The 19,708-nt window shown below is 71.5% G+C and carries 22 protein-coding genes and 1 pseudogene; 13 read left to right on the top strand and 10 right to left on the bottom strand.

Features of this window, described 5'->3' with window-relative positions; translation table 11 throughout:
- Positions 1-565: 565 nt before the first annotated feature.
- The 3 genes from ACWEVS_RS38755 to ACWEVS_RS38745 all read left to right on the top strand — a co-directional run bounded on the left by ACWEVS_RS38755 (position 566) and on the right by ACWEVS_RS38745 (position 4,351).
- The gene (locus tag ACWEVS_RS38755) at positions 566-1,837 is read left to right on the top strand and encodes a DMT family transporter (RefSeq protein WP_452555738.1); all 1,272 of its coding nucleotides are present in this window, start codon (positions 566-568) and stop codon (positions 1,835-1,837) included.
- Positions 1,838-2,200: 363 nt separating this feature from the next.
- On the top strand, positions 2,201-3,844 hold the full coding sequence (locus tag ACWEVS_RS38750) for a tetratricopeptide repeat protein (protein WP_452555736.1): 1,644 nt from the start codon (positions 2,201-2,203) through the stop codon (positions 3,842-3,844).
- 54 nt (positions 3,845-3,898) lie between these two features.
- On the top strand, positions 3,899-4,351 hold the full coding sequence (locus tag ACWEVS_RS38745; RefSeq protein ID WP_354915005.1) for a hypothetical protein: 453 nt from the start codon (positions 3,899-3,901) through the stop codon (positions 4,349-4,351).
- Here ACWEVS_RS38745 and ACWEVS_RS38740 read toward each other — a convergent pair.
- Positions 4,339-4,656 carry a hypothetical protein gene (locus ACWEVS_RS38740; protein WP_452555734.1) on the bottom strand — a complete coding sequence of 106 codons (318 nt, stop codon included), beginning with the start codon at positions 4,654-4,656 and terminating at the stop codon, positions 4,339-4,341. The two genes, ACWEVS_RS38745 and ACWEVS_RS38740, sit on opposite strands and share 13 nt — an antisense overlap.
- Before the next feature lie 187 nt (positions 4,657-4,843).
- On the opposite strand from ACWEVS_RS38740, the gene ACWEVS_RS38735 reads away from it, so the two are divergent.
- Together ACWEVS_RS38735 and ACWEVS_RS38730 are read left to right on the top strand one after the other, a co-directional pair.
- Entirely contained in the window at positions 4,844-5,632 is a 789-nt protein-coding gene (locus ACWEVS_RS38735; RefSeq protein WP_452555732.1) for a hypothetical protein, read from the top strand.
- A complete protein-coding gene (locus ACWEVS_RS38730) occupies positions 5,629-5,802 on the top strand; it encodes a hypothetical protein (RefSeq protein WP_452555730.1) in 174 nt (57 codons plus the stop codon). The genes ACWEVS_RS38735 and ACWEVS_RS38730 overlap by 4 nt, the downstream gene beginning before the upstream one ends.
- 358 nt (positions 5,803-6,160) lie before the next feature.
- On the opposite strand, the gene ACWEVS_RS38725 is transcribed toward ACWEVS_RS38730, so the two are convergent.
- Both ACWEVS_RS38725 and ACWEVS_RS38720 read right to left on the bottom strand, forming a co-directional pair.
- On the bottom strand, positions 6,161-6,397 hold the full coding sequence (locus ACWEVS_RS38725; protein ID WP_354914972.1) for a DUF397 domain-containing protein: 237 nt from the start codon (positions 6,395-6,397) through the stop codon (positions 6,161-6,163).
- On the bottom strand, positions 6,394-7,212 hold the full coding sequence (locus ACWEVS_RS38720; RefSeq protein ID WP_452555728.1) for a helix-turn-helix domain-containing protein: 819 nt from the start codon (positions 7,210-7,212) through the stop codon (positions 6,394-6,396). The genes ACWEVS_RS38725 and ACWEVS_RS38720 overlap by 4 nt, the downstream gene beginning before the upstream one ends.
- Before the next feature lie 177 nt (positions 7,213-7,389).
- On the opposite strand from ACWEVS_RS38720, the gene ACWEVS_RS38715 reads away from it, so the two are divergent.
- Positions 7,390-7,656: a hypothetical protein gene (locus ACWEVS_RS38715; protein WP_452555726.1), complete on the top strand. Its 267-nt coding sequence runs from the start codon at positions 7,390-7,392 to the stop codon at positions 7,654-7,656.
- Here the strand turns inward: ACWEVS_RS38715 and ACWEVS_RS38710 are convergent.
- Together ACWEVS_RS38710 and ACWEVS_RS38705 are read right to left on the bottom strand one after the other, a co-directional pair.
- A complete protein-coding gene (locus ACWEVS_RS38710; protein WP_452555724.1) occupies positions 7,637-8,110 on the bottom strand; it encodes an NUDIX hydrolase in 474 nt (157 codons plus the stop codon). The genes ACWEVS_RS38715 and ACWEVS_RS38710 overlap by 20 nt on opposite strands.
- A gap of 569 nt (positions 8,111-8,679) precedes the next feature.
- Positions 8,680-8,961 (bottom strand): ArsR/SmtB family transcription factor, encoded by a 282-nt coding sequence (locus ACWEVS_RS38705; RefSeq protein ID WP_452555722.1) that lies wholly within the window; start codon positions 8,959-8,961, stop codon positions 8,680-8,682.
- Between the two features lie 103 nt (positions 8,962-9,064).
- Here ACWEVS_RS38705 and ACWEVS_RS38700 point away from each other — a divergent pair, with 103 nt between their 5' ends.
- Positions 9,065-9,949, top strand: coding sequence for a TIGR03620 family F420-dependent LLM class oxidoreductase (locus ACWEVS_RS38700; RefSeq protein ID WP_452555720.1), 885 nt, complete (start codon positions 9,065-9,067; stop codon positions 9,947-9,949).
- A gap of 403 nt (positions 9,950-10,352) precedes the next feature.
- Here ACWEVS_RS38700 and ACWEVS_RS38695 read toward each other — a convergent pair whose 3' ends face one another.
- From ACWEVS_RS38695 to ACWEVS_RS38685, 3 genes are all read right to left on the bottom strand, one after another.
- Complete coding sequence (locus ACWEVS_RS38695) at positions 10,353-10,814, bottom strand: cupin domain-containing protein (RefSeq protein WP_452555718.1); 462 nt, start codon at positions 10,812-10,814, stop codon at positions 10,353-10,355.
- A gap of 738 nt (positions 10,815-11,552) precedes the next feature.
- Complete coding sequence (locus tag ACWEVS_RS38690; RefSeq protein ID WP_452555716.1) at positions 11,553-12,233, bottom strand: DUF47 domain-containing protein; 681 nt, start codon at positions 12,231-12,233, stop codon at positions 11,553-11,555.
- Between the two features lie 506 nt (positions 12,234-12,739).
- Positions 12,740-13,663 carry an anion permease gene (locus tag ACWEVS_RS38685; RefSeq protein WP_452555714.1) on the bottom strand — a complete coding sequence of 308 codons (924 nt, stop codon included), beginning with the start codon at positions 13,661-13,663 and terminating at the stop codon, positions 12,740-12,742.
- Between the two features lie 264 nt (positions 13,664-13,927).
- Between ACWEVS_RS38685 and ACWEVS_RS38680 the strand changes: the two genes are divergently transcribed.
- From ACWEVS_RS38680 to purU, 6 genes and pseudogenes are all read left to right on the top strand, one after another.
- Positions 13,928-15,016 (top strand): pyridoxal-phosphate-dependent aminotransferase family protein, encoded by a 1,089-nt coding sequence (locus ACWEVS_RS38680; RefSeq protein WP_449919577.1) that lies wholly within the window; start codon positions 13,928-13,930, stop codon positions 15,014-15,016.
- A 6-nt stretch (positions 15,017-15,022) separates the two neighbouring features.
- A complete protein-coding gene (locus ACWEVS_RS38675; RefSeq protein WP_449919580.1) occupies positions 15,023-15,931 on the top strand; it encodes a LysR family transcriptional regulator in 909 nt (302 codons plus the stop codon).
- Positions 15,904-16,437 (top strand): annotated as a pseudogene (locus ACWEVS_RS38670) (NAD(P)/FAD-dependent oxidoreductase); the annotation flags it as partial. The gene ACWEVS_RS38675 and the pseudogene ACWEVS_RS38670, both read left to right, overlap by 28 nt.
- Before the next feature lie 103 nt (positions 16,438-16,540).
- Positions 16,541-17,461, top strand: a complete 921-nt coding sequence (locus ACWEVS_RS38665; RefSeq protein WP_452555711.1) for a hypothetical protein — start codon at positions 16,541-16,543, stop codon at positions 17,459-17,461.
- Positions 17,380-17,568, top strand: coding sequence for a glycine cleavage T C-terminal barrel domain-containing protein (locus ACWEVS_RS38660; protein WP_449919735.1), 189 nt, complete (start codon positions 17,380-17,382; stop codon positions 17,566-17,568). Before ACWEVS_RS38665 ends, ACWEVS_RS38660 begins: the two co-directional genes overlap by 82 nt.
- On the top strand, positions 17,565-18,413 hold the full coding sequence (purU, locus tag ACWEVS_RS38655; RefSeq protein ID WP_354914938.1) for a formyltetrahydrofolate deformylase: 849 nt from the start codon (positions 17,565-17,567) through the stop codon (positions 18,411-18,413). Before ACWEVS_RS38660 ends, purU begins: the two co-directional genes overlap by 4 nt.
- 109 nt (positions 18,414-18,522) lie before the next feature.
- Here the strand turns inward: purU and ACWEVS_RS38650 are convergent, their stop codons facing one another.
- Complete coding sequence (locus tag ACWEVS_RS38650) at positions 18,523-18,855, bottom strand: VOC family protein (protein ID WP_452555709.1); 333 nt, start codon at positions 18,853-18,855, stop codon at positions 18,523-18,525.
- Positions 18,852-19,679, bottom strand: a complete 828-nt coding sequence (locus ACWEVS_RS38645) for a helix-turn-helix domain-containing protein (protein WP_452555707.1) — start codon at positions 19,677-19,679, stop codon at positions 18,852-18,854. Before ACWEVS_RS38645 ends, ACWEVS_RS38650 begins: the two co-directional genes overlap by 4 nt.
- Positions 19,680-19,708 lie beyond the last annotated feature (29 nt).

Raw genomic sequence — 19,708 nt, 5'->3', positions numbered from 1 at the left:
GCAACACGGCGGAACGCTGCATCAATCGGATCAAGGACTGGCGTGGGCTGGCCTTCCGCTTCGACAAGACTCCCGACAGCTATCTGGCAGGCCTGTATCTACGCGGGGCGATCTTGTGGATCCGAAGCCTCCAACCCGTCTGAAGATCCGAAGTCCGTACAGGCCCTAGCTGTGGGAGACGGCGGCCTGGAGAGGCCTCAGCCGGGGGCAGCACTCGATCGGCGGGAGAGACAGCAGCCGTGACGACCGGCCGGGGCTGCTACAGGCAGGGAGACACCGGGCGTGGTAACCCCCGCCGCAAGCTCCCCGGCCCCTCCTCTTGTTGATAGCCATGAACGTTCGGACCTCCCTCGAAACGAGGTGGGTGATGCGGAAGGGTCTGAGGTGAATGCGAATTTTGCCGTGTTCGCTCGGGGGAGTATTGCGGAGCCCGCGAGGTATGGTCTTCCGCCTGCGTGTAAGTGCAGCCCCTCTGGCCTCCGCCGACGGGTCTGCGCGCGCGAACCGTGATGAGATGCTGCACTGCATGGCAGTGGTGCCCGCTCCCCGACCCCTCCTGGGAGCCGTGCTTCTGTTGTTCGTCAGCGCCGCTTGGGGGTCGGCCTTCCCGCTGATGAAGAGCCTCATCGACGAGCCCTTGCACATGTCGGTGACAGACCTTCTCGCGGAGCGCTACACGATCGCCGCCGTCGTGCTGTGGCTCATCAGGCCCAGGTGCCTGGCTCGCCTGGCGAAGGGCACCTGGTCGCGGGGGATCGTGCTGGGGGTCATGTTCGGGGTCGGCCAGACCATGCAGGCCTTCGCGCTGAACGACCTCTCCTCGGCGGTGTCGGGATTCGCCGTCGGCTGCAACGTCGTGATGACGCCGGTGCTCGCGCTGGTCCTCTTCCGCGTCAGGGTGCCGCGGCGCATCTGGTACGGCGTGGCGCTCGCCCTCGTCGGCGTGACGATCTTCGCGGTGATGAAGGGCGACGGGGTGCGGTTCGCCCCGGTGGCGTTGGGTCTCACGCTGTGCGCGGCCGCGCTGTACGCCTGTCACACTCTCGTGCTCGCCAACTTCTCCAGGTCCAACTACAACGCCTACGCCATCACGGTCATCCAGCTGCTCACGATCGGGCTGCTCAACGGGGTGGCGGCCGTCCCCGACGGGCTGGAGGCGCCGCCCGGGCCGTACGGCTGGCTCAAGCTCGCCCACCTGGCGATCGTGTCGTGCGCGCTCGGCTTCCTGGCACGTTCCTTCGGCCAGCGCCATCTGCACGCGGTGCCGAGCGCCATCCTGCTGTCGTCGCAGCCGCTGTGGGTGGCGGTCATCGCGCTGCTGTGCGACGAGCCGGTCGGGCTGAGCGTGGTGGTGGGCGGCCCGTTCATGGCGGCGGCGATGCTGCTGGCCATACCGTCGAAGGGGGAGCCCGTCGTGGTGGGCGATCCGCCCGCGCCGGGGCCGCAGGCGCCGGAGGCCGACGAGAGCCTGCTCAGGGCGGCCAAGCAGGCGGCGGAGGCGCTGGCGTCGCTGCGCGCCCCGGAGCCGGAGCCCGCCCGGCCGGCGGCCCCCGTCAACCTCGATCAGGTCAGGGAGTGCTGGATCAGGGCGGCCGAGCGCGATCCGGACGCGGAGCCCTGGTGCTCGCTGGCCAGCAAGGGCGGCCGCGAGCCCGGCATTGAGCGGCTGATCGAGCACGCGACCGGAATCGTCAGGGCCCGGCAGGAGTTGCCCGCCGAGGAGGGCTGCCTGACATTTCCGCTGAGCGGACGGTGTTTGTGTGCATTGCGGCCCGCAGACACCGCGGGTCCAAGCCCATTCGGGCGGGCAGCTCTCCCGGCAGGTGGCAGTGACTGATGCGCTGTGCGGGCCCTGCTCGCCCATCGGGTCTCATCCGGCGCGTCACCGTGATCAGTGTGCTTGATTCTGTCGTCTGGGCTCCCGGGACGGGATCGAAGCTCTGTGGCATGAGGAGTGGCCGGCACCACCAGGCATCGCTACCGCCCCGCGCCGCCCGTCCCGCCGGGCAGCTGAGGTCGAAGGGGCGTCAGATCTCGGTGTTGTGCGGTAAACCAGACTGCTTCCTTATAGGTCTTGAAGTTTGTCGACATCTCAACTACATGTGTCTTTACCGAACAGGGGAGGACGCATGAAGAGGATCGTCGTCCGGAAACCGGGTACCGCCCGGCTCACCGGCACCGCCTCCGTCATCCACAAGGGGTGACCCGACGTGATGCGCCTCCGTCCAGCGGGGAGTCGACGCCGCCGCTGATGCCGCCGATCGACGCGCACCGGCGACCCCACGGCCCCTACACCGTGGCCGCGGCACTGCTCACCCGGCTGGTACCGGGCGCATTGGAACGTTCCCCTGATCTCGTGTCCGCCCACGACATCGAGATCAGGGCGGCGGTCCCGGCGCTGCGCCCGCTGGTGCCCGCCAGGCGGGTCACCATCGACGCGGACCTGCCCGACGACGAGCGCATCCTGGTGCCCGCCCCCCGCCGTACGTTACGCCTGGCCAACGGGCTGGCCGAGTTCGTCGCGGCCGCGGTGCCCGCCGGGAGCGCGCTGGTGGTCCACAACGTCGCGGAGGCCGACCCGACCGACGTCGAGCTGCTGGAGGTGATGGCCCGCCGCATCCCGGCAGCGCGCCTGCGCCTGGAGCTCCACGACGAGGGGCCCGCGCCCGCCGAGGACGGCAGGAGCACCGCCGAGCTCTGGGAGCTGGTCGACCACTGCGTCCGCGAAGGCTTCCTGCACGCGGTCGTCGAGCTGGGCAGGCGGGGGATGGCCATGACCGAGCCGGGCGGCCCTCCCTGGTGGCGCTTCGCGCAGCGGACGGCCACCGCGCTCGGCGGTCTCGGCCGCCAGGAGGAGGCCAGGGACATCTGGGAGCGGGTGCGCAGGAGCAGCCAGGATCCCGCCATGCACGCCGCCGCGGCGTACGGCACCGCGATGCTCGACGCCCGCCACCCCGACCCGGCGCGGCGCGACCTCGGCAGGGCCAGGGGCTGGATCAACCAGGCCGTCGCGATCTCCGCCCTGGTGCCCGACCGGGCCTTCAAGCTGGGCTTCGACCGTAACGGGCTGGCGCTGATCGAGCTGCGCGAAGGGCGCCCCGAGAGTGCGCTCGAGCTGGTGGAGTCGGCCATCGAGCTGGCGGCGCGCGAGCTGCCGCCGGATCGTCACCCCGTGCACCGGATGGTGCTGCTGGCCAACAGAGCGCAGCTCATGGCGGTGCTCGGCCACACCAAGGAAGCGCTGGAGGACTACGCCGCCGCTATCGCCATCGACCCGGCCTTTCCCGACTACTACCTCGATCGCGGCAACCTGTGGTTCTCGCTCGGCCGCCACGCCGAGGCGCTGGCCGACTACGACAGCGCGATCGCGCTGAGCCCGCCGTTGCCCGAGGCGTACTACAACAGGGCCGAGGTGCGGGTCGCGCTCGGCGAGGAGGAGGCGGCGCTGGCCGACCTGGCGCATGTCATGGAGCTGGATCCCCGCTACGTCGACGCCGCCATCAACCGCGCGGGCCTGCTGGCGGGTCTCGGACGGGACATCGAGGCGATGGCCGACGTCCGGGCGGGGCTGGTGGTCGCGCCGGGGAACCCGCACCTGCTGACGGTGCTGGGCCAGCTGGAGACCACGGCGGGGCGCCACGAGGAGGCGGCGCGGGCGCTGGAGGCCGCTCTGGCCGCCGCGCCCGGCCTGGCTGCGGCGTGGGCGGGCAGGGGCGCGCTGCGCTACGAGCGCGGCGACCTGGAGGGCGCGGTCGCCGACCTGGACCGGGCGATCGAGCTGGACCCGCACCCCGACCTCTACGCCAACCGGGCCATGGCGCTGCGGGCCATGGGGCGGGAGTGACCGTTTCACCTGCGGGGGCGTTCGACCGCACCGCTGATCGCACACAATAGGAGCATGGGGAGGCTCTTGGGGCGGGTCGCGGCGATCTACGGGAGTCTCGGGGCGCTGTGGTGGGTGGGCATCAGCGCCACCAGGACCGCCACCCGCTGCGGTGACTGGCCGTGCCTGTATCCGACGCTCGGTGCCTACCTGGTGGTGACGATCGTGGCGCTGGCCGCGGCGGTGCCCCTGCTTACCCGCGCCGCCGTGGCCCCTGCCCGCCGCGTGGCCCTGACGGCGGCGGCGGTGCTGCTGGCCATCAGGGGCTTCGGCGAGGCGGTGCCGTCCTCGCCGTCCCCGGTGGTGGAGGCGCTGCGCGCCGGTCTCGCCTTCACGGCCGCCGGTACGGTGGCCGCCGTGCTCTCCTCGCCTGGCCTGGCCAGGCGTTGGCGGGTGGCGGGCTGGCTCGCCGTTGCGGCGCTGCCCCTGTCGGGTCTCGCGGTGGTGTGGACGCGCTACGGGTTCTGAGCGGTCTGGGGGAAGACCTGCACGTGGTCGGGGTCGACCCTGAAACGCACCTTGACCGCGCTGATGTTGCCGGCGTCGGTGAGCTTCCTGAAGTAGTCGTAGGCGGGTGCCAGGTTGTCCACCGAGCCGCCGTTGGCGATCGCGGCGGCCACGACCATGGCCTGCCCGGTGCCCGACGAGGTCGGGTTCTTGATGGCCACCTGGCCCTTGTACTCGGGCGTGAGCAGGTCGCTGTCGCTCTGCGCGCACTCCATCGAGGAGACGACGCGCGAGAAGGGCTGGCGCGCCTCGGCCAACTCGCCCATGGTGCAGCCGCTGGACCTGTCGATGCAGGGCCCCGACGACTACGACGGCCCGGCGGACCGATCCCTGTCCGGCTGACCCCCTCGGCCTCGGGGCCACTCCGGGGCGCTTGCCGGCACCCGCGCGGGCGCGGATCCAGGTGGCCCCTGAGGCGGCCGCGTGCGGGGACGGCCGTTGTAACATCGGCCGATGAGCACGAGCTTCGCCGCGGCCCTGCGTGACCTGCGCCCGGGCGCGAGCGCACAGGCCGCCGCGATCACCAGGGGAGTGAGCGGGCCCGCCGCCACGGTGCCCTCGCGCACCATCACGCTCACCCACGGTCTCGAACGGCTCCGCTGCGCCTCGCTGCTCAAACCCCTGTACTGCTGGGCCGCCGCGGCACACGTCACCGACCAGGGGTTCTGGCGCGCCCACGCCGAGCCCGCCGTCGTCACCTCCTCCAACAGCGACACCAGGGCGCTCTGGCTGGCCGTCGGGCCCGCGGTGATCCTGTCCGAGATCCACCGGCGCACGGGAGCGGCCTGGACCCAGGGCAACGGCGACCCGTCCCGCTTCGGCTCGGTCGAGGTCGCCGCCGCCGAGGTCGCCGCCGCCTACACCGCCCTCGCCCAGGCCGCCCTCGCCGGCGACCCCGTGGCCGCCGAGGTGCTGTCGTGGATGCGGGAGGTGCCCGGGCGGCAGGCGTTCGGCGTGCGGGAGGCGCTGGCCGTACCCGACGCGGCCGTCAAGTGCGGCTGGTACGGCGGCGCCGACGAGAGCTGGCTGCGCACCCACGCCGTCGCCGTCATCCCGCGCGGCGGCACCGGAGTGACCGTGGTCGTCGGCCTGACCGCGCAGCTCTACACCGACGAGCTCGAACGCGAGCTCTACCATGCCAGGGTGGCCCAAGGGCTGCCGGTGGAGGCGGAGCACGAGCGGGCCTGCGGTCCGCTGCTGCGCGCCCTGATGTCGACCGCGCACAACGAGGTGATCGCGTGAGCCTGATGCCTGAGCGGCCGGCCCTGCCGGCTCGCTCCCTGCCTGCCCGCTCGCTGCCCGCGAGGTCGCTGCCGGCGCGGCAGCTGCCGCCCCGGGACACGCCGCTGCCCGCCACGGCTCCCCGCGCGCTACCCGCCAGGTCGCTGCCGGCGCGCGGCAGCAGGGGATGAGGCGGGCCGCTCCGGGCGGGTGCGACGCGTAACGGCCGCGTGCCTGTGCCCGCTCGGCGGGCCGGTGTGCCTGTGCCCGCTCGGTGGGTCCGCGGGCCGCGGCGGCTCCGCCCGGTGGGCCCGCGTGCCTCGGGGGCTCCGCTCCGCGGGCCGGCGGGCGTCATGGCGGCGGAGGCGGGCGTCGGCCACCCGGCGCGCTCGCGCGGCCGTGGCCCGACACGCCCGCCGAGCCTGCGCTCGAGGCGGCGAGCAAGGGGTTCTCAGGTCGGATCACCCTGGGATCGGCCAGAAGTGATCTGAGCCGGGCACGCGGCACGCCTCCGCGAGCCCGGGTGTGCGGTAGGGACCAGGCGCCGGATCAGGCCAGGTCGTCGAATTCGCCGTCCTTCATGCCGAGCCGGAAAGCCTCCCACTCGGCCTCGGTGAAGAACAGTCTCGGTCCGTCGGGGTCCTTGGAGTCACGCAGGACGAAGAGCCTGTCCTGGTCGGGCTTGTGAGCGGCGCCGTCCCCGGGCGTGTCGAGGACGGCTACTTCGACGCAGTCCCCGCCATTGCCACCGCTACGGCGGGCCTTACGCCATGTGAGGTCATTCATATGCTCTCCTCCATTTTCGATAGTAAATTTAGACTTGCGTGAACCGGTAAGGCGAGTGACCTGATCACGTCATATCTGCGAGCGATGGATTCGACGTCCACGGGACGATCGGTGACATACCCCTCGCCCGCCGATTCCAGATAGACGAGATCCGGCTCGCCGGGAATCTTCGCGATGACGAAGGCACCGGTCAACCCCGGCACCGCCTGGGCGTCAGCAGGGACGACCTGCACGGTGACGTTGGGCAACTCGGCCGACTCAAGCAGTGCGCGCACCTGCCCGCGCATCGTCGCCGCCGAGCCGACCGGCCTGCGGGCCACCCACTCGTCCAGCACCACCCAGTACATCGGCGGATCGGGCCGGCGCAGGACCGCCTGCCTGGTCATGCGCGCCAACACCGCCTCCTCCGCCTGCTCCGCCGTGGCGGCGGGCTCCCTGCGGAAGATCTCCCGCGCGTAGTCCTCCGTCTGCAGCAGGCCGGGGATCAGCAACGGCTGCCACGTCTGCAACGTGCGCGCCGTCTGCTCGATCTCCAGCCACGGACGGAACCAGGCGGGGTAGGCCGCCTGCCGTGCCAGAGGCCACAGTCTCAGCAGCGACCCGCCGGTCTCGAGCACCGCGTCGGCGCGCTCGGCGAAGTCGCGGGACGGCGTGCGCCTGGCCAGCTCGATCGCGCAGACCAGGGACAGCGAATAGCTCAACCGCTCGGCCAACTGCTCCTGGGAGAGGCCCGCACGCGTGCGGAACTCCCTCAGCTCCGAGCCGAAGAACGCCAGCGGGCTGGAGCTCGGATCGAGCTCGCGTGCAGCAGGCATTGGGGGCTCCGGTTCTACAGAGGTTCTACAAAAGCGGGCCAGTGTTCACACACCTCAGGTGTGCGACCTGAATCCATACCTAGAGTAGTCGCTTGAATGCAGGATGGGGTCACGGACCGCGGAATCTCCTCGATCTAAGGATGTGTGGTGCTTATGGGTGCCATCTACAACCAACGGGTGGAAGAAGAACAGATCCAGCAGCTGGGATGGGTGCAGGACCGGCTCGCCGAGGCCGGCAGGCGCGCTCTCCTGGTCAGACACCTCCGGCTGACGCTCCTGCAGAACAGGTACGACCCGCCTGAACGCGGCGGGCCCGTGCTCATCGCGGGCACGCTGAAGATCAGTGTGGACGGCGGGTTCCACGTCGAACACGACGACGGGCGCACCGCCGACTTCCACGACGCCGACCAGGTCGCCGCCTACGTCACCAGCTCAGTCTCCTGATCACCTCCGGCAGCTCCGGCGGGTCGAGCCGGCCCGGCAGTGAGCGCAGCTCCTCGGCGCTGAACCAGCCGTGGCCGAGGAAGGCCTCGCTCTCCTCCTCCGTGAGCTCACCCGGCCGCACCCCGGGACGCGCCTCGTCGAAACGGGCGACGAAGAACGGCTCGACCTTCACGTACCGAACGCCCAGCCACGTGAAGTCCCGATCCACCGCGACCCACCTGTCCTGAACCGCGCCACCCGGCAGGCCCGTCTCCTCGGCCAGCTCGCGTCTGGCCGCCTCCAGCGGCGTCTCGCCAGGGTCGAGCCCCCCTCCAGGAGGCTCCCAGATCGCCTCGCCGCTGACCCGGTCGTACCAGTTCATCAGCAGCACCCTGCCGTCGCGATCGAGACACACCACCCGCGCCGCCGGCCGATCACTGCTCACCGCGCCCCCGCGTTCGTCGTCCTCTTGCACGGCACGCTCGCTCTTGTGCGGCCCGTCCGCTGTTGTGTGGCCCGCCCGCTGTTGTATGGCACGCTCGCTCTTGTACGGCACGCCCGCGACAGGCCGCCGTGGTCACCGGTGACCATCCGTCGATCACGCTACTCCAGCAGGACTTCGCGTCTCCCGGTGACGTGGTATCGAGAGCTCGCTCCTTCATCGGCCTGTCTCCGCCGATCTCGTTGGCGCCGGTCTCGTTCTCTGCCGGCCTTGTATCCGTGGGCCTCGCCTTTCGCCGGCCCCGTCTTCGCCAGCCGGCTTTCGTCGGCCGCGTCTTCATCGGTCTCATCTGCGCCTGCCGGTCTGCGCCTGCCGATCTGCGCCTGCCGGTCTGCGCTCGAACGGGTGGGGGTCGGGGAGGTGGTCAGCGTTCGGGCGGGACCGGATCGGGCGGGCCGGGGAGGTGGTGGGCGTTCGGGTGGGGCCGGGTCGGGCGGGTCGGGAAGGTGGTCAGCGTTCGGGCAGGTGGGCCGGGGAGGGGGTCAGCGTTCGGGCAGGCGGGCCGGGGTCGGGCGGGCCGGGGAGGGGAGTCAGTAAAGCGGTCAGTGCTCGGACAGGACCAGGGCGAGCAGGCCGGGGAAGCGGGCGTCGAACTCCTCGCGGCGCAGCCGGTTGAGCCGCCTGGCCCCCTCGTCGCGCTGTTCGAGCAGGCCGACGTTGCGCAGCACCGTGAAGTGGTGGCTCAGGGTCGACTTGGCGACCGGCAGCTCCTTGAACGTGCCGCAGGCCAGCGACCAGTCGGGCACCTCCGCCAGCTCGCGCACGATGGACCGCCTGATCGGGTCGGCCAGCGCGTCGAGCGCCGCCTGCAACGAGGCCTCCATGGGGGAGCCGTGGGTCAGCTGGCGTCCTCTGTTCGACGGCTGTCGAACACTCGTGTAATGTTCCATCTCGATCGAACAGCCTACCCGAGAGGTCGCGACAGTGATGGACAACGGTCGGATCGGCGTGTGGTATCCCCTGTTCGGCAGGGCGCCTGCGCCGGTCGTCCGCGAGGCGGCCGCCGAGCTGGAGGAACTCGGCTACTCCACCCTCTGGGTCAACGAGAACTCCACGAGCAGGGAGCCGTTCGCGAGCGCCGCCCTGCTGCTCGCCGCGACCACGCGGATCGCGGTCGGCACCGGCATCGCCAACATCTGGGCCCGCGACGCCACCGCGATGGCGGCCGGGCGTGCCACGCTCGGTGAGGCCTACCCGGGCAGGTTCGTGCTCGGCATCGGCGTCAGCCACGGCGGCCTCGTCACCGGGCGGGGCCACGCCTACGACAAGCCCCTCACGGCGATGCGCGCCTACCTCGACGGCATGGACGCGGCGGCCACGGGCATGGTGTCGGGCGGTGACGCGCCCCGGCTGCTGGCGGCGCTGCGGCCCAGGATGCTGGAGCTGTCACGGGACAAGGCGGACGGCGCGCACACCTACTTCGTCCCGCCCGAGCACACCGCCCGTGCCCGCGCGATCCTCGGCAAGGAACGGTTGCTGGTGCCGGAGCTCGCCGTCATCCTGGAGCCCGACCCGGCGAAGGCCCGCCAGGCGGCGCGCGAGCACATGGCCTACTACCTCGCCCTGCCCAACTACGTGAACAACCTGCGCGATCTCGGCTACACCGACGCCGACTTCGCCGACGGCGGCAGCGACCGCCTGGCGGACGCGATCGTGGCCTGGGGCGACGAGCAGGCGGTCGCCAAGCGCGTCCGGGCCCACCTGGACGCCGGCGCCGACCACCTCGCCCTGCAACCGCTGACGGCAGGCGGCTTCGACATGGCCGACGGCATGCGGCAACTCACCCGGCTCGCCGACACCCTGGACCTCTGAACCGGCCGCCGGCGCCGCGGTGGACCTTCGAACCGGCCGCTGGTTCCCCGGCGAACGTTGAATCGGTTGCCTGTGTCGCGGTGGACCTTCGGATCGGCCGCTGGTTCCCCGGCGAACGTTTGAATTGGCTGTCTGTGTCGCGGTGGACCTTTGGATCGGCTGTTGGTGTCGCGGTGGACGGGTGAATCGGCCGTCGGCGCCACGGCGAATCTCTGAACCGACCGCCGGCGCCGCGGCCCGCCCGCCGACGAGAGCGGCACGGCTGGCGATGCCGGTCACCGTGTCCGCTCAAGGCGGGGCGCCATCGTCCCCGGACCTGCACAGCCCGCTCCGGCCACCCAACGGCTCGGGCGTCCCAGGTTGTCCCGGCTGGGCCTGTTGTCGTGGCTGGGCCTGGCACCCGCTAGAACGAGCTGGTGCGGTGGCGGGCGCGGAACTCCGCCAGAAGCTCGTCGGTCACCTGCGCGCCGGCCGCCACGGCCTCGTGCACCTCGCGGAAGTAGCCCTCATACCCGGCCGGCGTGTAGAGGCACAGGGCCTGGACCGGCTCCGTCCCAGCGTTGCGGAAGCCGTGCGGGGTGCCGCGTGCGGCGGCGAGCAGGTGGCCGGGGCCGACTGTCACCTCACCGTCGCCGTGGTGCAGGGTCAGGTCGCCGCGCAGGACGTAGAAGTACTCGTCGTGACCGTGATGCACGTGCGGGCGGGCCCCGACCACGCCCCCCGCCAGGGTGAACTCCTCGAACGCGAAGCGGCCGCCGGTGTGCTCGCCCGTCAGCCGGAAGAAGTGGGCCACTCCCGCCACGTCGATCAGCTCGCCGTCCTCGGGGTGACGCAGTAACGGGCGCGGCATCTCGTTGTCGATCATCCCTGCATTATCGGGTGACGGCGTCCGAGACGTCCCAGCAGGTCCAGACCGCGGCGCTACCAGCCGCCCTGGGAGGAGCCGCGGGAGGCCTTAGGAACGTGCGTGCCTGGGAGGATGCGCGGCGCTCATTCCCTGGGGTTCGCTCGGCCACCATAGGGACCAGCCAGGCCCGCTCGGCATTCGGCGCCAGCCAGGCCCGTTCGTCATTCGGCGCCAGCCACGCCTGCTCGGCATTCGGACCGCCAGTGCCCTGGCCTGCGAGCGGGTGAGCGCTTTTCGGTCCGGTCCCCACCGGGTCGACGAGGGCGCGGTGTGGCACCGGAGGGTCTCCCGCTGGACGATCTCCTCCGGTTCGTGGCGGTCTGTACGGCTCGCACGAGCCCGCTCTCAACGGCGTAGGTCTTGCGAAGACCGTCGTCTGGCGGCTCCTTCGCCCGGGGTGGCCCGCGCGGTGGGGATAAGGGCGTCTTCGCCCAGGGGTGGGCCCGCGCGGGGGGATAGCGCGCCTTCGCCCGGAGGTGGGCCCACGCGGTGGGGACGGCGCGCCTTCGCCCAGAGGTAGGCCCGCGCGGGGGGATAAGGGCGCCTTCGCCCAGGGGTGGGCCCGCGCGGTGGGGATGGCGCGCCTTCGCTCAGGGGTGGGCCCGCGCGGTGGGGATGGCGCAGCTGCGCCCGGGTGTGGGCCTACGTCGTGGCCGGATGCGGGCTCCTTCGGTCAGGGAAGGCGCCTGCGTGAGGTCAGCGCTTCATGGCGCCGTCGGCGATGGCGTCGGCCGCGTCGCCGATGGCCATGCCGACGATCTCCAGGCGCCGGACGAGTTCCCGCTCCTTCATCGCGTCGGCGGTCACCTCCCCCGAGAAGATCCGGGCGATCTCGTACTGGTACATCCGCCGGACGGCGCCTCCCGCCTTCTTGGCCTCCAACGCGTCGTGCACCACCGCCGAAGGCCGGGACGCGAGGTCCTGCACCGCGCTCTCCAGCGCCTCGATACCCACGATCACCTGGTCCAGCAGCGGAGCGAACCTGATCTGATCCGGTACCCGGTACAGGTGCGACTCCCGCACGAAGTCACGCAACGAGTCCAGCACGTCGTCGATGGAGCGGGACAGCCGGAACAGGTCCTCCCTGTCGATGGGTGTGACCAGCGCGTTCTTGAGCTCTTCGACCAGGCGGGCGCGTTCGGTGTCGCCGAAGTGTTCGATGGACCGCATCTGCTCGTGCGCGCCGGTCCTGCCCACCTCGCCGCTGATCATCGCCATGGCCAGCCAGGCGCCCTCCTTGGTCGCCTCCAGCTGTCCGGCGAGCGCGTCGGTGAGGGCACCATCCATCCGCCCGGCCAGCAGGTCGCGAATCCGGCTCAGCCGTTTCGCCGGGCGCCTGCCGTCCTGCGCCCGCGCCCTGGCCTCACCGGCACTCATCCGTACGCCTCCGTACCGCCACACACCGTTGGCGGCGATGCCTCGTCCCGAAGGCCCGCTGTGCCTTCGAGCCTCTTCGTCGTCCTGGCTCTGTCGTCCCGCGTCGGTCTCTCCCTGCGTCCGTGGCGCCGACTCCATGTCCCACCCTTCCAGACTCCGCCTCCCTGTCCCGGGACTCCGGCTTCCGTCCCGCCACCGGCTCCGTTTCGGAACGAACTCCCATACTCGGTCTTCCCGGTCCGGGGCGTCGTTCTCGGGAGTCCGCCGGGTTTCCGGTACCGCCGGGCCCGTTGCTCGCTCACGGCACGGCCTCGGACCTGCCGGTGGGCGGGGCGGCACGTTCTCTTCGGGGGATCGCCGGCTGCCCACTTCTTGACGGCATGCCCAGGGCGCGCTCCGGCCCCGGTTCCACGACACAGCCGCCCATCCTTCGGCTTCGTGCCTTCGGCTTCGTGCCTCCGGTGCGGTTGCGCGGGCCCGTTCCTGGCCGACTCCCTCTTCGCGCCTCATCCGAGCTCCCGCAGGGCGAGGGCCGTCAGAGCCGCCAGCAGTCCAGCCGCCGGCAAGGTGAGGATCCAGGCGAGCACGATCTTGACGGCCGCGTACCACCGCACCCTGCCGCTGCCCTGGGCGACGCCCGCGCCGATGAGTCCGCCCGCGATGGCCTGGGTCATGCTCACCGGCATCCCGGCCGCCGCGCACCCGATCACCGTCGCGCCGGACGCCAGTTCGGCCGTCACCCCGTGCAACGGCCGGGACACGATGATCTCCCGGCTGAGCGTACGGCCCGCCTTGGGCATGCCGTACACGGTCCCGAGGCCGAACAGCAGCGCGGCGGTGAACGAGACGGGCGGCCCCGAGGTGCCCAGGGCGATCAGGAAGACGGCCAGCATCTTCTGCCCGTCGTTGGCCGCGTAGGCGACGCACTGCAGGAGGAAGCCCGCCCAGTGCCACCGGCGCAGGCCCCGGGCGTCGGTCAGGAGGACGAGCAGCCGGATCACGACCCAGCCGGCCAGCGCTCCGGCGAAGGGCGCCAGCATCCCGACGGCGAGCACGAGCGCCACGGAAGCCGCCGACACCTGGAGTCCGGCACCGAGGCCGGCGCCGGTGAGGCCGCCGACGATGGCGAGGGTCAGGCTGGTGGGCTGCCCGTAGTGGCTGAGCGCCAGGACGACCGCGATGGCCGACAGCACGGCGACGATCATGGCGCGGGAGGCGTCCGGGCCTTCGAAGGAGGCGAGCCGGGTGGCGAAGGTCTGCGCCACGTGCTGGGACACCAGCGGCACCGCGCCGGTCAGCAGGACCAGGGTGAGGACGCCGACGACGGGCCGGACGGCGGGGAGCTTGAGCCCGGTGGCCAGCAGCGCGCCGCCGTCGTTCATCCCCGACACGACGGCGAACAGGCCGGCGACCACGACCTCCAGGGGCATGCGCTTCACCCAATCCGACGGGCGAAGGGATCACAAGCCCGTCATTCATGATGTCCGATATAGACGCTGTCACGGGTCATGGTCGTGTCGCCGGCGAGTCGAAGGCTCCCCAGATCACCGACGCGCGGAACACCTGGGCGCGGGGTGGCGAGGGGGCCGCCCGGCGTCGTCCGCCTATGAGGGTCATAGCGAAATCCTGCCTGGTCGCAGGCTGGGCACCCGGCTAGCGTCCATTACGCCCGATATCTCCAGAAGATCGAGTGGATGATGGACGAAGAGCTCATTCTGCTGAATCCCGGACCAGCCTGTACGTCCCAGCGGGTCAAGGACGCCCTGCTGCGCGGAGACCTGTGCCACCGCGAGCCGGAGTTCACCGAGTTGCTGTTCAGGATCCGCGAGGCGCTGCCCCGCTGCCTGAACCTCGGCGGCACCCACGAGGCCGTCCTGGTCACCGGTTCGGGGACGGCCGCCATGGAGATGGCGGTGATCAGCTCCGTGCGGGAGGACCGCGCGGTGCTCGTCGTCAACAACGGCGTGTACGGCGACCGCATGATCAAGATCGCCCGCGCGCACGGCATCGCCGTCCACGAGGTCAGGAGCGACTGGACGGTCCCGGCCGACCCGGAGGCGGTGCGGCGCGCGCTCGCCGCGCACGACGACATCGACGCGGTGGTCTGCGTCCACCACGAGACCACGACCGGCCTCATCAACCCGATCAGGGAGATCGGCGAGGTCGTCGCGGGTTCGGGAGCGCTGTTCGTGATCGACGCGATCTCCGGCACCGCGATCGAGGACCAGGACCTGGCGGACGTGCGCGTCGACGTGGTCTGCGGCACCGCCAACAAGGGTCTGCACGGCCTGCCGGGCATGGCGTTCATCCTGTGCAGCCCGGCCTCGGTCGCCAGGATCCACGAGGTTCCCGAGCGCAGCCTCTACCTCGACGCGGCAGGCTATCTGAAGAACGACGTGCCGTTCACGCCTGCCGTCCAGGTCTGCTACGCCCTGGACGAGGCGATCGAGGAGTACGAGGCGCAGGGCGGGTTCGCGGCGCGGACCAAGCTGTACCGCGAGCGGGCGGCGCTGGTGCGCGGGCAGTTCGAACGGCTGGGCCTGAAGATCCTCGTCGATGAACGTTTCAGGTCCAACACCGTGACGATGCTTCACCTGCCGGACGGTGTGACGTACCAGGCGCTTCACGACGAGCTCAAGAAGCGCGGCTACGTTGTCTACGCAGGTCAGGGGCGACTGTCGGACGATTTCTTCCGCATCTGCACGATGGGGGAGATCCCCTGGCACCGGCTCGAGCAGCTCGAAACGGCGCTCGGCGAGTCGATCGAGGCAGCAAGGGGTTAACAAGGCATGCAGCTCAACCTGCACCGGCTGTGGATCTTCATGACGGTGGTGGAGTGCGGTGGTTTCTCGGCCGCGGCGCAGAAGCTCTACCTGAGCCAGCCGTCGGTGTCGCACCAGGTCAGGCAGCTTGAGCAGGCGTTGCGCGTCACGCTGATCGACCGCAGCGGCGCGCGGATCAGGCTCACGCCCGAGGGCGAGGTCATGCTGGAGTACGCCAGGCGCGTCTTCCTGCTCGCCGACGAGGCGGTGGCCGCCATCCGGCAGGTTTCGGGGCTGCAGGCCGGCAAGCTGGTCGCCGGCGGCACCACCACGGTCGGCACCTACCTGCTGCCGCCGCTGCTGGCCGCCTTCCGCGACCGCCATCCGGGCATCGAGATCGGCATCCGGGTCGGCAACGGCCAGCAGGTCGAGCGCGGGCTGGTGGACGGCGAGATCGGCGTCGCCGTCCTGGCCGGCCAGCCTTCGGCGCCGCAGCTGGTCAGCGAGCCGATCCTGGAGGACAGGCTCGTCGTGATCACCGAGCCGGGCCACCACCTGTCCAGGAGCGGTACGGCGGAGCCGGCCGCGCTGGCCGAGGAGCTCTTCCTCATCCGCGAGCCCGGCTCGTCCACGCGTGAGCTGCAGGAACAGGCGATGGAAACGTGGGGCCTCGACAAGCGGACAGAGATCTGGGGCCCCGAGACGATCAAGCAGGCGGTCGCCGCGGGGCTCGGCGTCTCGCTGGTGTCGGAGCACTGCGTGGAGCAGGAGCTCGCCGACGGGCGGCTGGCCGCGGTGGAGGTCACTCCCGCGCCCAGGCCCCGCCCGATCGTGCTGGCCCACCGCCGCGACCGGCTGCTGGGCCCCGCCGAACAGGCTTTCATCGCCATGCTGCGCTCGGTACGCACATGGCCCAGGTTGAGGAGCGTTTCTTGAGGAGCCGGGCGCAGGTCGTCATCGTCGGCGGTGGCATCGTCGGCTGCAGCGTGGCCTACCATCTGGCCGAGCTCGGCTGGAGCGACGTCGTCGTGCTGGAGCAGGGTCGGCTGTCGTGCGGCACCACCTGGCACGCGGCAGGACTGGTCGGGCAGCTGCGCAGTACCGAGAGCATGACCAGGCTGATCAGGTACAGCACCGACCTGTACGCCCGCCTGGAGAGGGAGACGGGGTTCGGCACCGGCTGGAAGCGCTGCGGCAGCGTCAGCGTCGCCCGCACCCCCGAGCGGATGACCCAGCTCAGAAGGACGGCGGCGCAGGCCCGCGCCTACGGCATCGCCGCCGAGGTCGTCACCGCCAGGGAGGCGGGCGAGCTGTGGCCGGTCATGCGTACCGACGACCTGGTCGGCGGCGTGTGGCTGCCGGGCGACGGCAAGGCGAACCCCTCCGACCTCACCCAGGCCCTGGCCCGCGGAGCCCAGCGGCGCGGCGTGGAGGTCGTCGAACGCGCCAGGGTCACCGGCACCGCCGTCAGGGACGGGCGGGTGCGCGGCGTGGAGACCGCCACACCACCTGCTGGCCGCGTCGGGCGCCTGCTTCGGCGCCAAGATGGGCTGGGAGCGGGTCAACTACTTCGGGCCGGCCGCGCCGTACACCTTCGGCAGGCCGGGATGGCAGGAGACGGTCGACGCGGAGGTCGGCGCCTGCAGGAGCGAGGCGGCGCTGTTCGACCAGACGTCGTTCGCCAAGTTCACGCTGAAAGGTCCGGAGGCCACCGCGGCGCTGCAGTGGCTGTGCACGGCGGACGTCGACGTGGAGGTCGGCCGGGTCGTCTACACGGGCATGCTCAACGACAGGGGCGGCTACGAGAGCGACCTGACGGTGACCAGGGTGTCGGCCGACGAGTACCTCATCGTCACGGGGTCGGCGCAGGCCACGCGCGACTTCGACCACATCTCCAGGGGCATCGGCGAGCGGCGGGCGGTCCTGGTGGACGTCACCAGCGCCTACGCCGTCTTCGGCCTCATGGGGCCCGAGTCCAGGAACATCCTGCGCACGGTGTCGAAGGCGGAGCTGGGGGAGTTCGGCACCTCGCGGCTGATCGACCTCGGCCACGCCACCGTCCGGGCCAGCCGCGTCACCTACGTCGGCGAGCTGGGCTGGGAGCTCTACGTGCCGGCCGAGTTCGCGGTCACCGTCTACGAGAGGCTGCTCGCGACGGGCGTCAGGCAGGCAGGCCACTACGCGATCGAGGCCATGCGCCTGGAGAAGGGCTACCGGGCGTGGGGCCGCGAGCTCGCCCCGACGTCACCCCGGCCGCGGCGGGCCTGCTGTTCACCTGCAAGAAGAGCGCCCCCTTCCGGGGCATGGACCGGATCCACGACGCGCGCGGGACGATCGTGTCGATCACCACGGAGGCGCACCTGTGGGGAGGTGAATCCCTGCTCGTGGACGGCGAGCCGGTCGGCTACGTCACCTCCGCCGCCCACGGTCCCACCATCGGCAGGACCGTGGCGCTCGGCTTCGTGACCGGCACACCGGCCATGGCCGAGGTGGACTGCGCGGGAGAGAGGTACCCTGCCCAGATCAGCCGCAAGGCGCCCTACGATCCCACCTCCGCGAGAGTCAAGGTATGAACGCCGAGTACGTCCTGACGTTGTCCTGCCCCGACCGCCCCGGGGTGGTCGCCGCCGTGTCTGGTCTGCTGGCCAGAAGCGGCTGCAACATCACCGAGAGCCAGCAGTTCGGCGACCAGGCCGCCGCGCGGTTCTTCATGCGGGTGCAGTTCAGGGCGGGCCTGCCGCACGACGAGCTGAGCGCCGCCTTCGCCACGCTGGCGCCCGAGTGGGGCATGGAGTTCAAGCTGCGCGACCTCGCGGTGAAGCCGAGGGTGCTCATCCTGGTCAGCAGGTTCGGCCACTGCCTGAACGACCTGCTCTACCGGGTCCGCTCGGGGCTGCTCGACATCGAGATCGTCGCCGTCGCCTCCAACCATCCCGACCTGCGGCCGCTCACCCAGTCGTACGGGATCGACTACCACCACCTGCCGGTCACCCCGGAGACCAAGCCGAAGCAGGAGGCGGAGATCCTCGCGCTGGTCGAGCACTACCAGGTGGAGCTGGTGGTGCTCGCCCGCTACATGCAGGTGCTGTCGGCCGACCTGTGCGAGAAGCTGGCCGGCCGGGCGATCAACATCCACCACTCGTTCCTGCCGTCGTTCAAGGGCGCCAAGCCGTACCACCAGGCGCACGACCGCGGGGTGAAGCTGATCGGCGCGACCGCCCACTACGTCACGTCCGACCTGGACGAGGGGCCGATCATCGAGCAGGAGGTGGCGCGCGTCAACCACAGCCACACGCCGGACGACCTGGTCGCCATGGGCCGGGACGTCGAGTGCGTCGCGCTGGCGCGCGCCGTCCGGTGGCACGCCGAGCAGCGGGTGCTGCTCGACGGCCACAAGACCATCGTCTTCCCCCGCTGATCCCTCCCGTACGGCAGGCCGGGCCACGGCCACCGTCCCTCACCGGTGGCCGCCCGTCCGTCACGCGTGCTCCAGCGGGACTCCGGCGGGCCGTGCGGACGAGGCGAGGTCAGGGCCGATAGGTGCCGAAGAACCAGAGGTTGCCCTCGGGGTCCTTGCACGCGTACTCCCTGGACCCGTAGGGCTGGTCCGTCAGCTCCATGGTGACGACGGCGCCCGCGGCCACCGCCTTGTCGTGGTGCGCGTCGGGGTCGTCGACGGCGACGTAGACGCCCGGACCGCCGGGCGTGCCCCGCCCGAGCATGATGATGTCGTCGCCGACCAGGATCTCGGCGTGGTCCTTCATCACCTCGTGCGGCTCGAACCCGAAGGCCGCGGCCAGGAAGTCGACGGCGCCCTGGACGTCCTGGTAGCGGGCGAGCGCGAAAACGGTTCTCGTCATGAGAACGAGTCTGTGCCCGCGCCCGCCGGGTGTCTTGGACGAATCTGACCGGGCGTGGCGCCGGCCATCGCGCGGAACTCCCGGTTCATGTGGGGCTGGTCGTAGAAGCCGCACGCCGCCGCCACGCGGGCGAGGTCGGCCCCCGAGCGGAGCAGGCTCATCGCCCGCTCGAAGCGGATCACCCTGGCCGCCGCCTTCGGGGTCAGGCCCACGTGGTCGCGGAAGCGGGCCACGAGGTGGCGGTGGCTCCAGCCGAGCGATCCCGCCAGCCCTGCGACGCCGGCCGTCCCGGACGACTCGACCAGGCGATCCCACGCCCACACCACGCGGGGGTCGGGCGGCGGGGCGGCCAGGATGCGGGCCCGCAGCAGCGCCTCGGCGGCCGCGAGGCGGCCGGGCCACGAGGCGAGCTCGCCGAGCCTTTCGACCGCCGCGGGACCCCACGCGGGCAGCAGGTCGTCGATCGGCACCACGAGGTTCGCCAGCCCGCTCATCGGCACGCCGAACAGGCGGCGCGCCCCGAACGGGGTGAGCAGGACCTCCACGCCCTCCGTCGGCGCGGTCATCCTGGTCACGGTGTAGCGGTCGCCGAGGCCGCCCACGAACGAGGTGAGGCGCGCGCCGTCGACCTCCATGGGGGCGCCGAAGGCGAGGATCAGCACCACGCCGGGCGTCGCCACCTCGGTGCGGGTCACCGGATGGTCGTAGCGTTCGCTGTAGGCCCACATCCGCGTGACGTAGGGGCGCAGGGCCGGGCCGGGTGTGCGCTCGATCGCGGTGAGACCCGGCACCGCCGGGGCGCGGCCGGCCGCCGTCCCGTCCATGCCCCGACCATACCCGGCCGTCCCGGCGT

This window comes from Nonomuraea sp. NPDC003754, from assembly GCF_053605785.1.
This window is presented reverse-complemented; position numbering and strand designations above follow the sequence as displayed.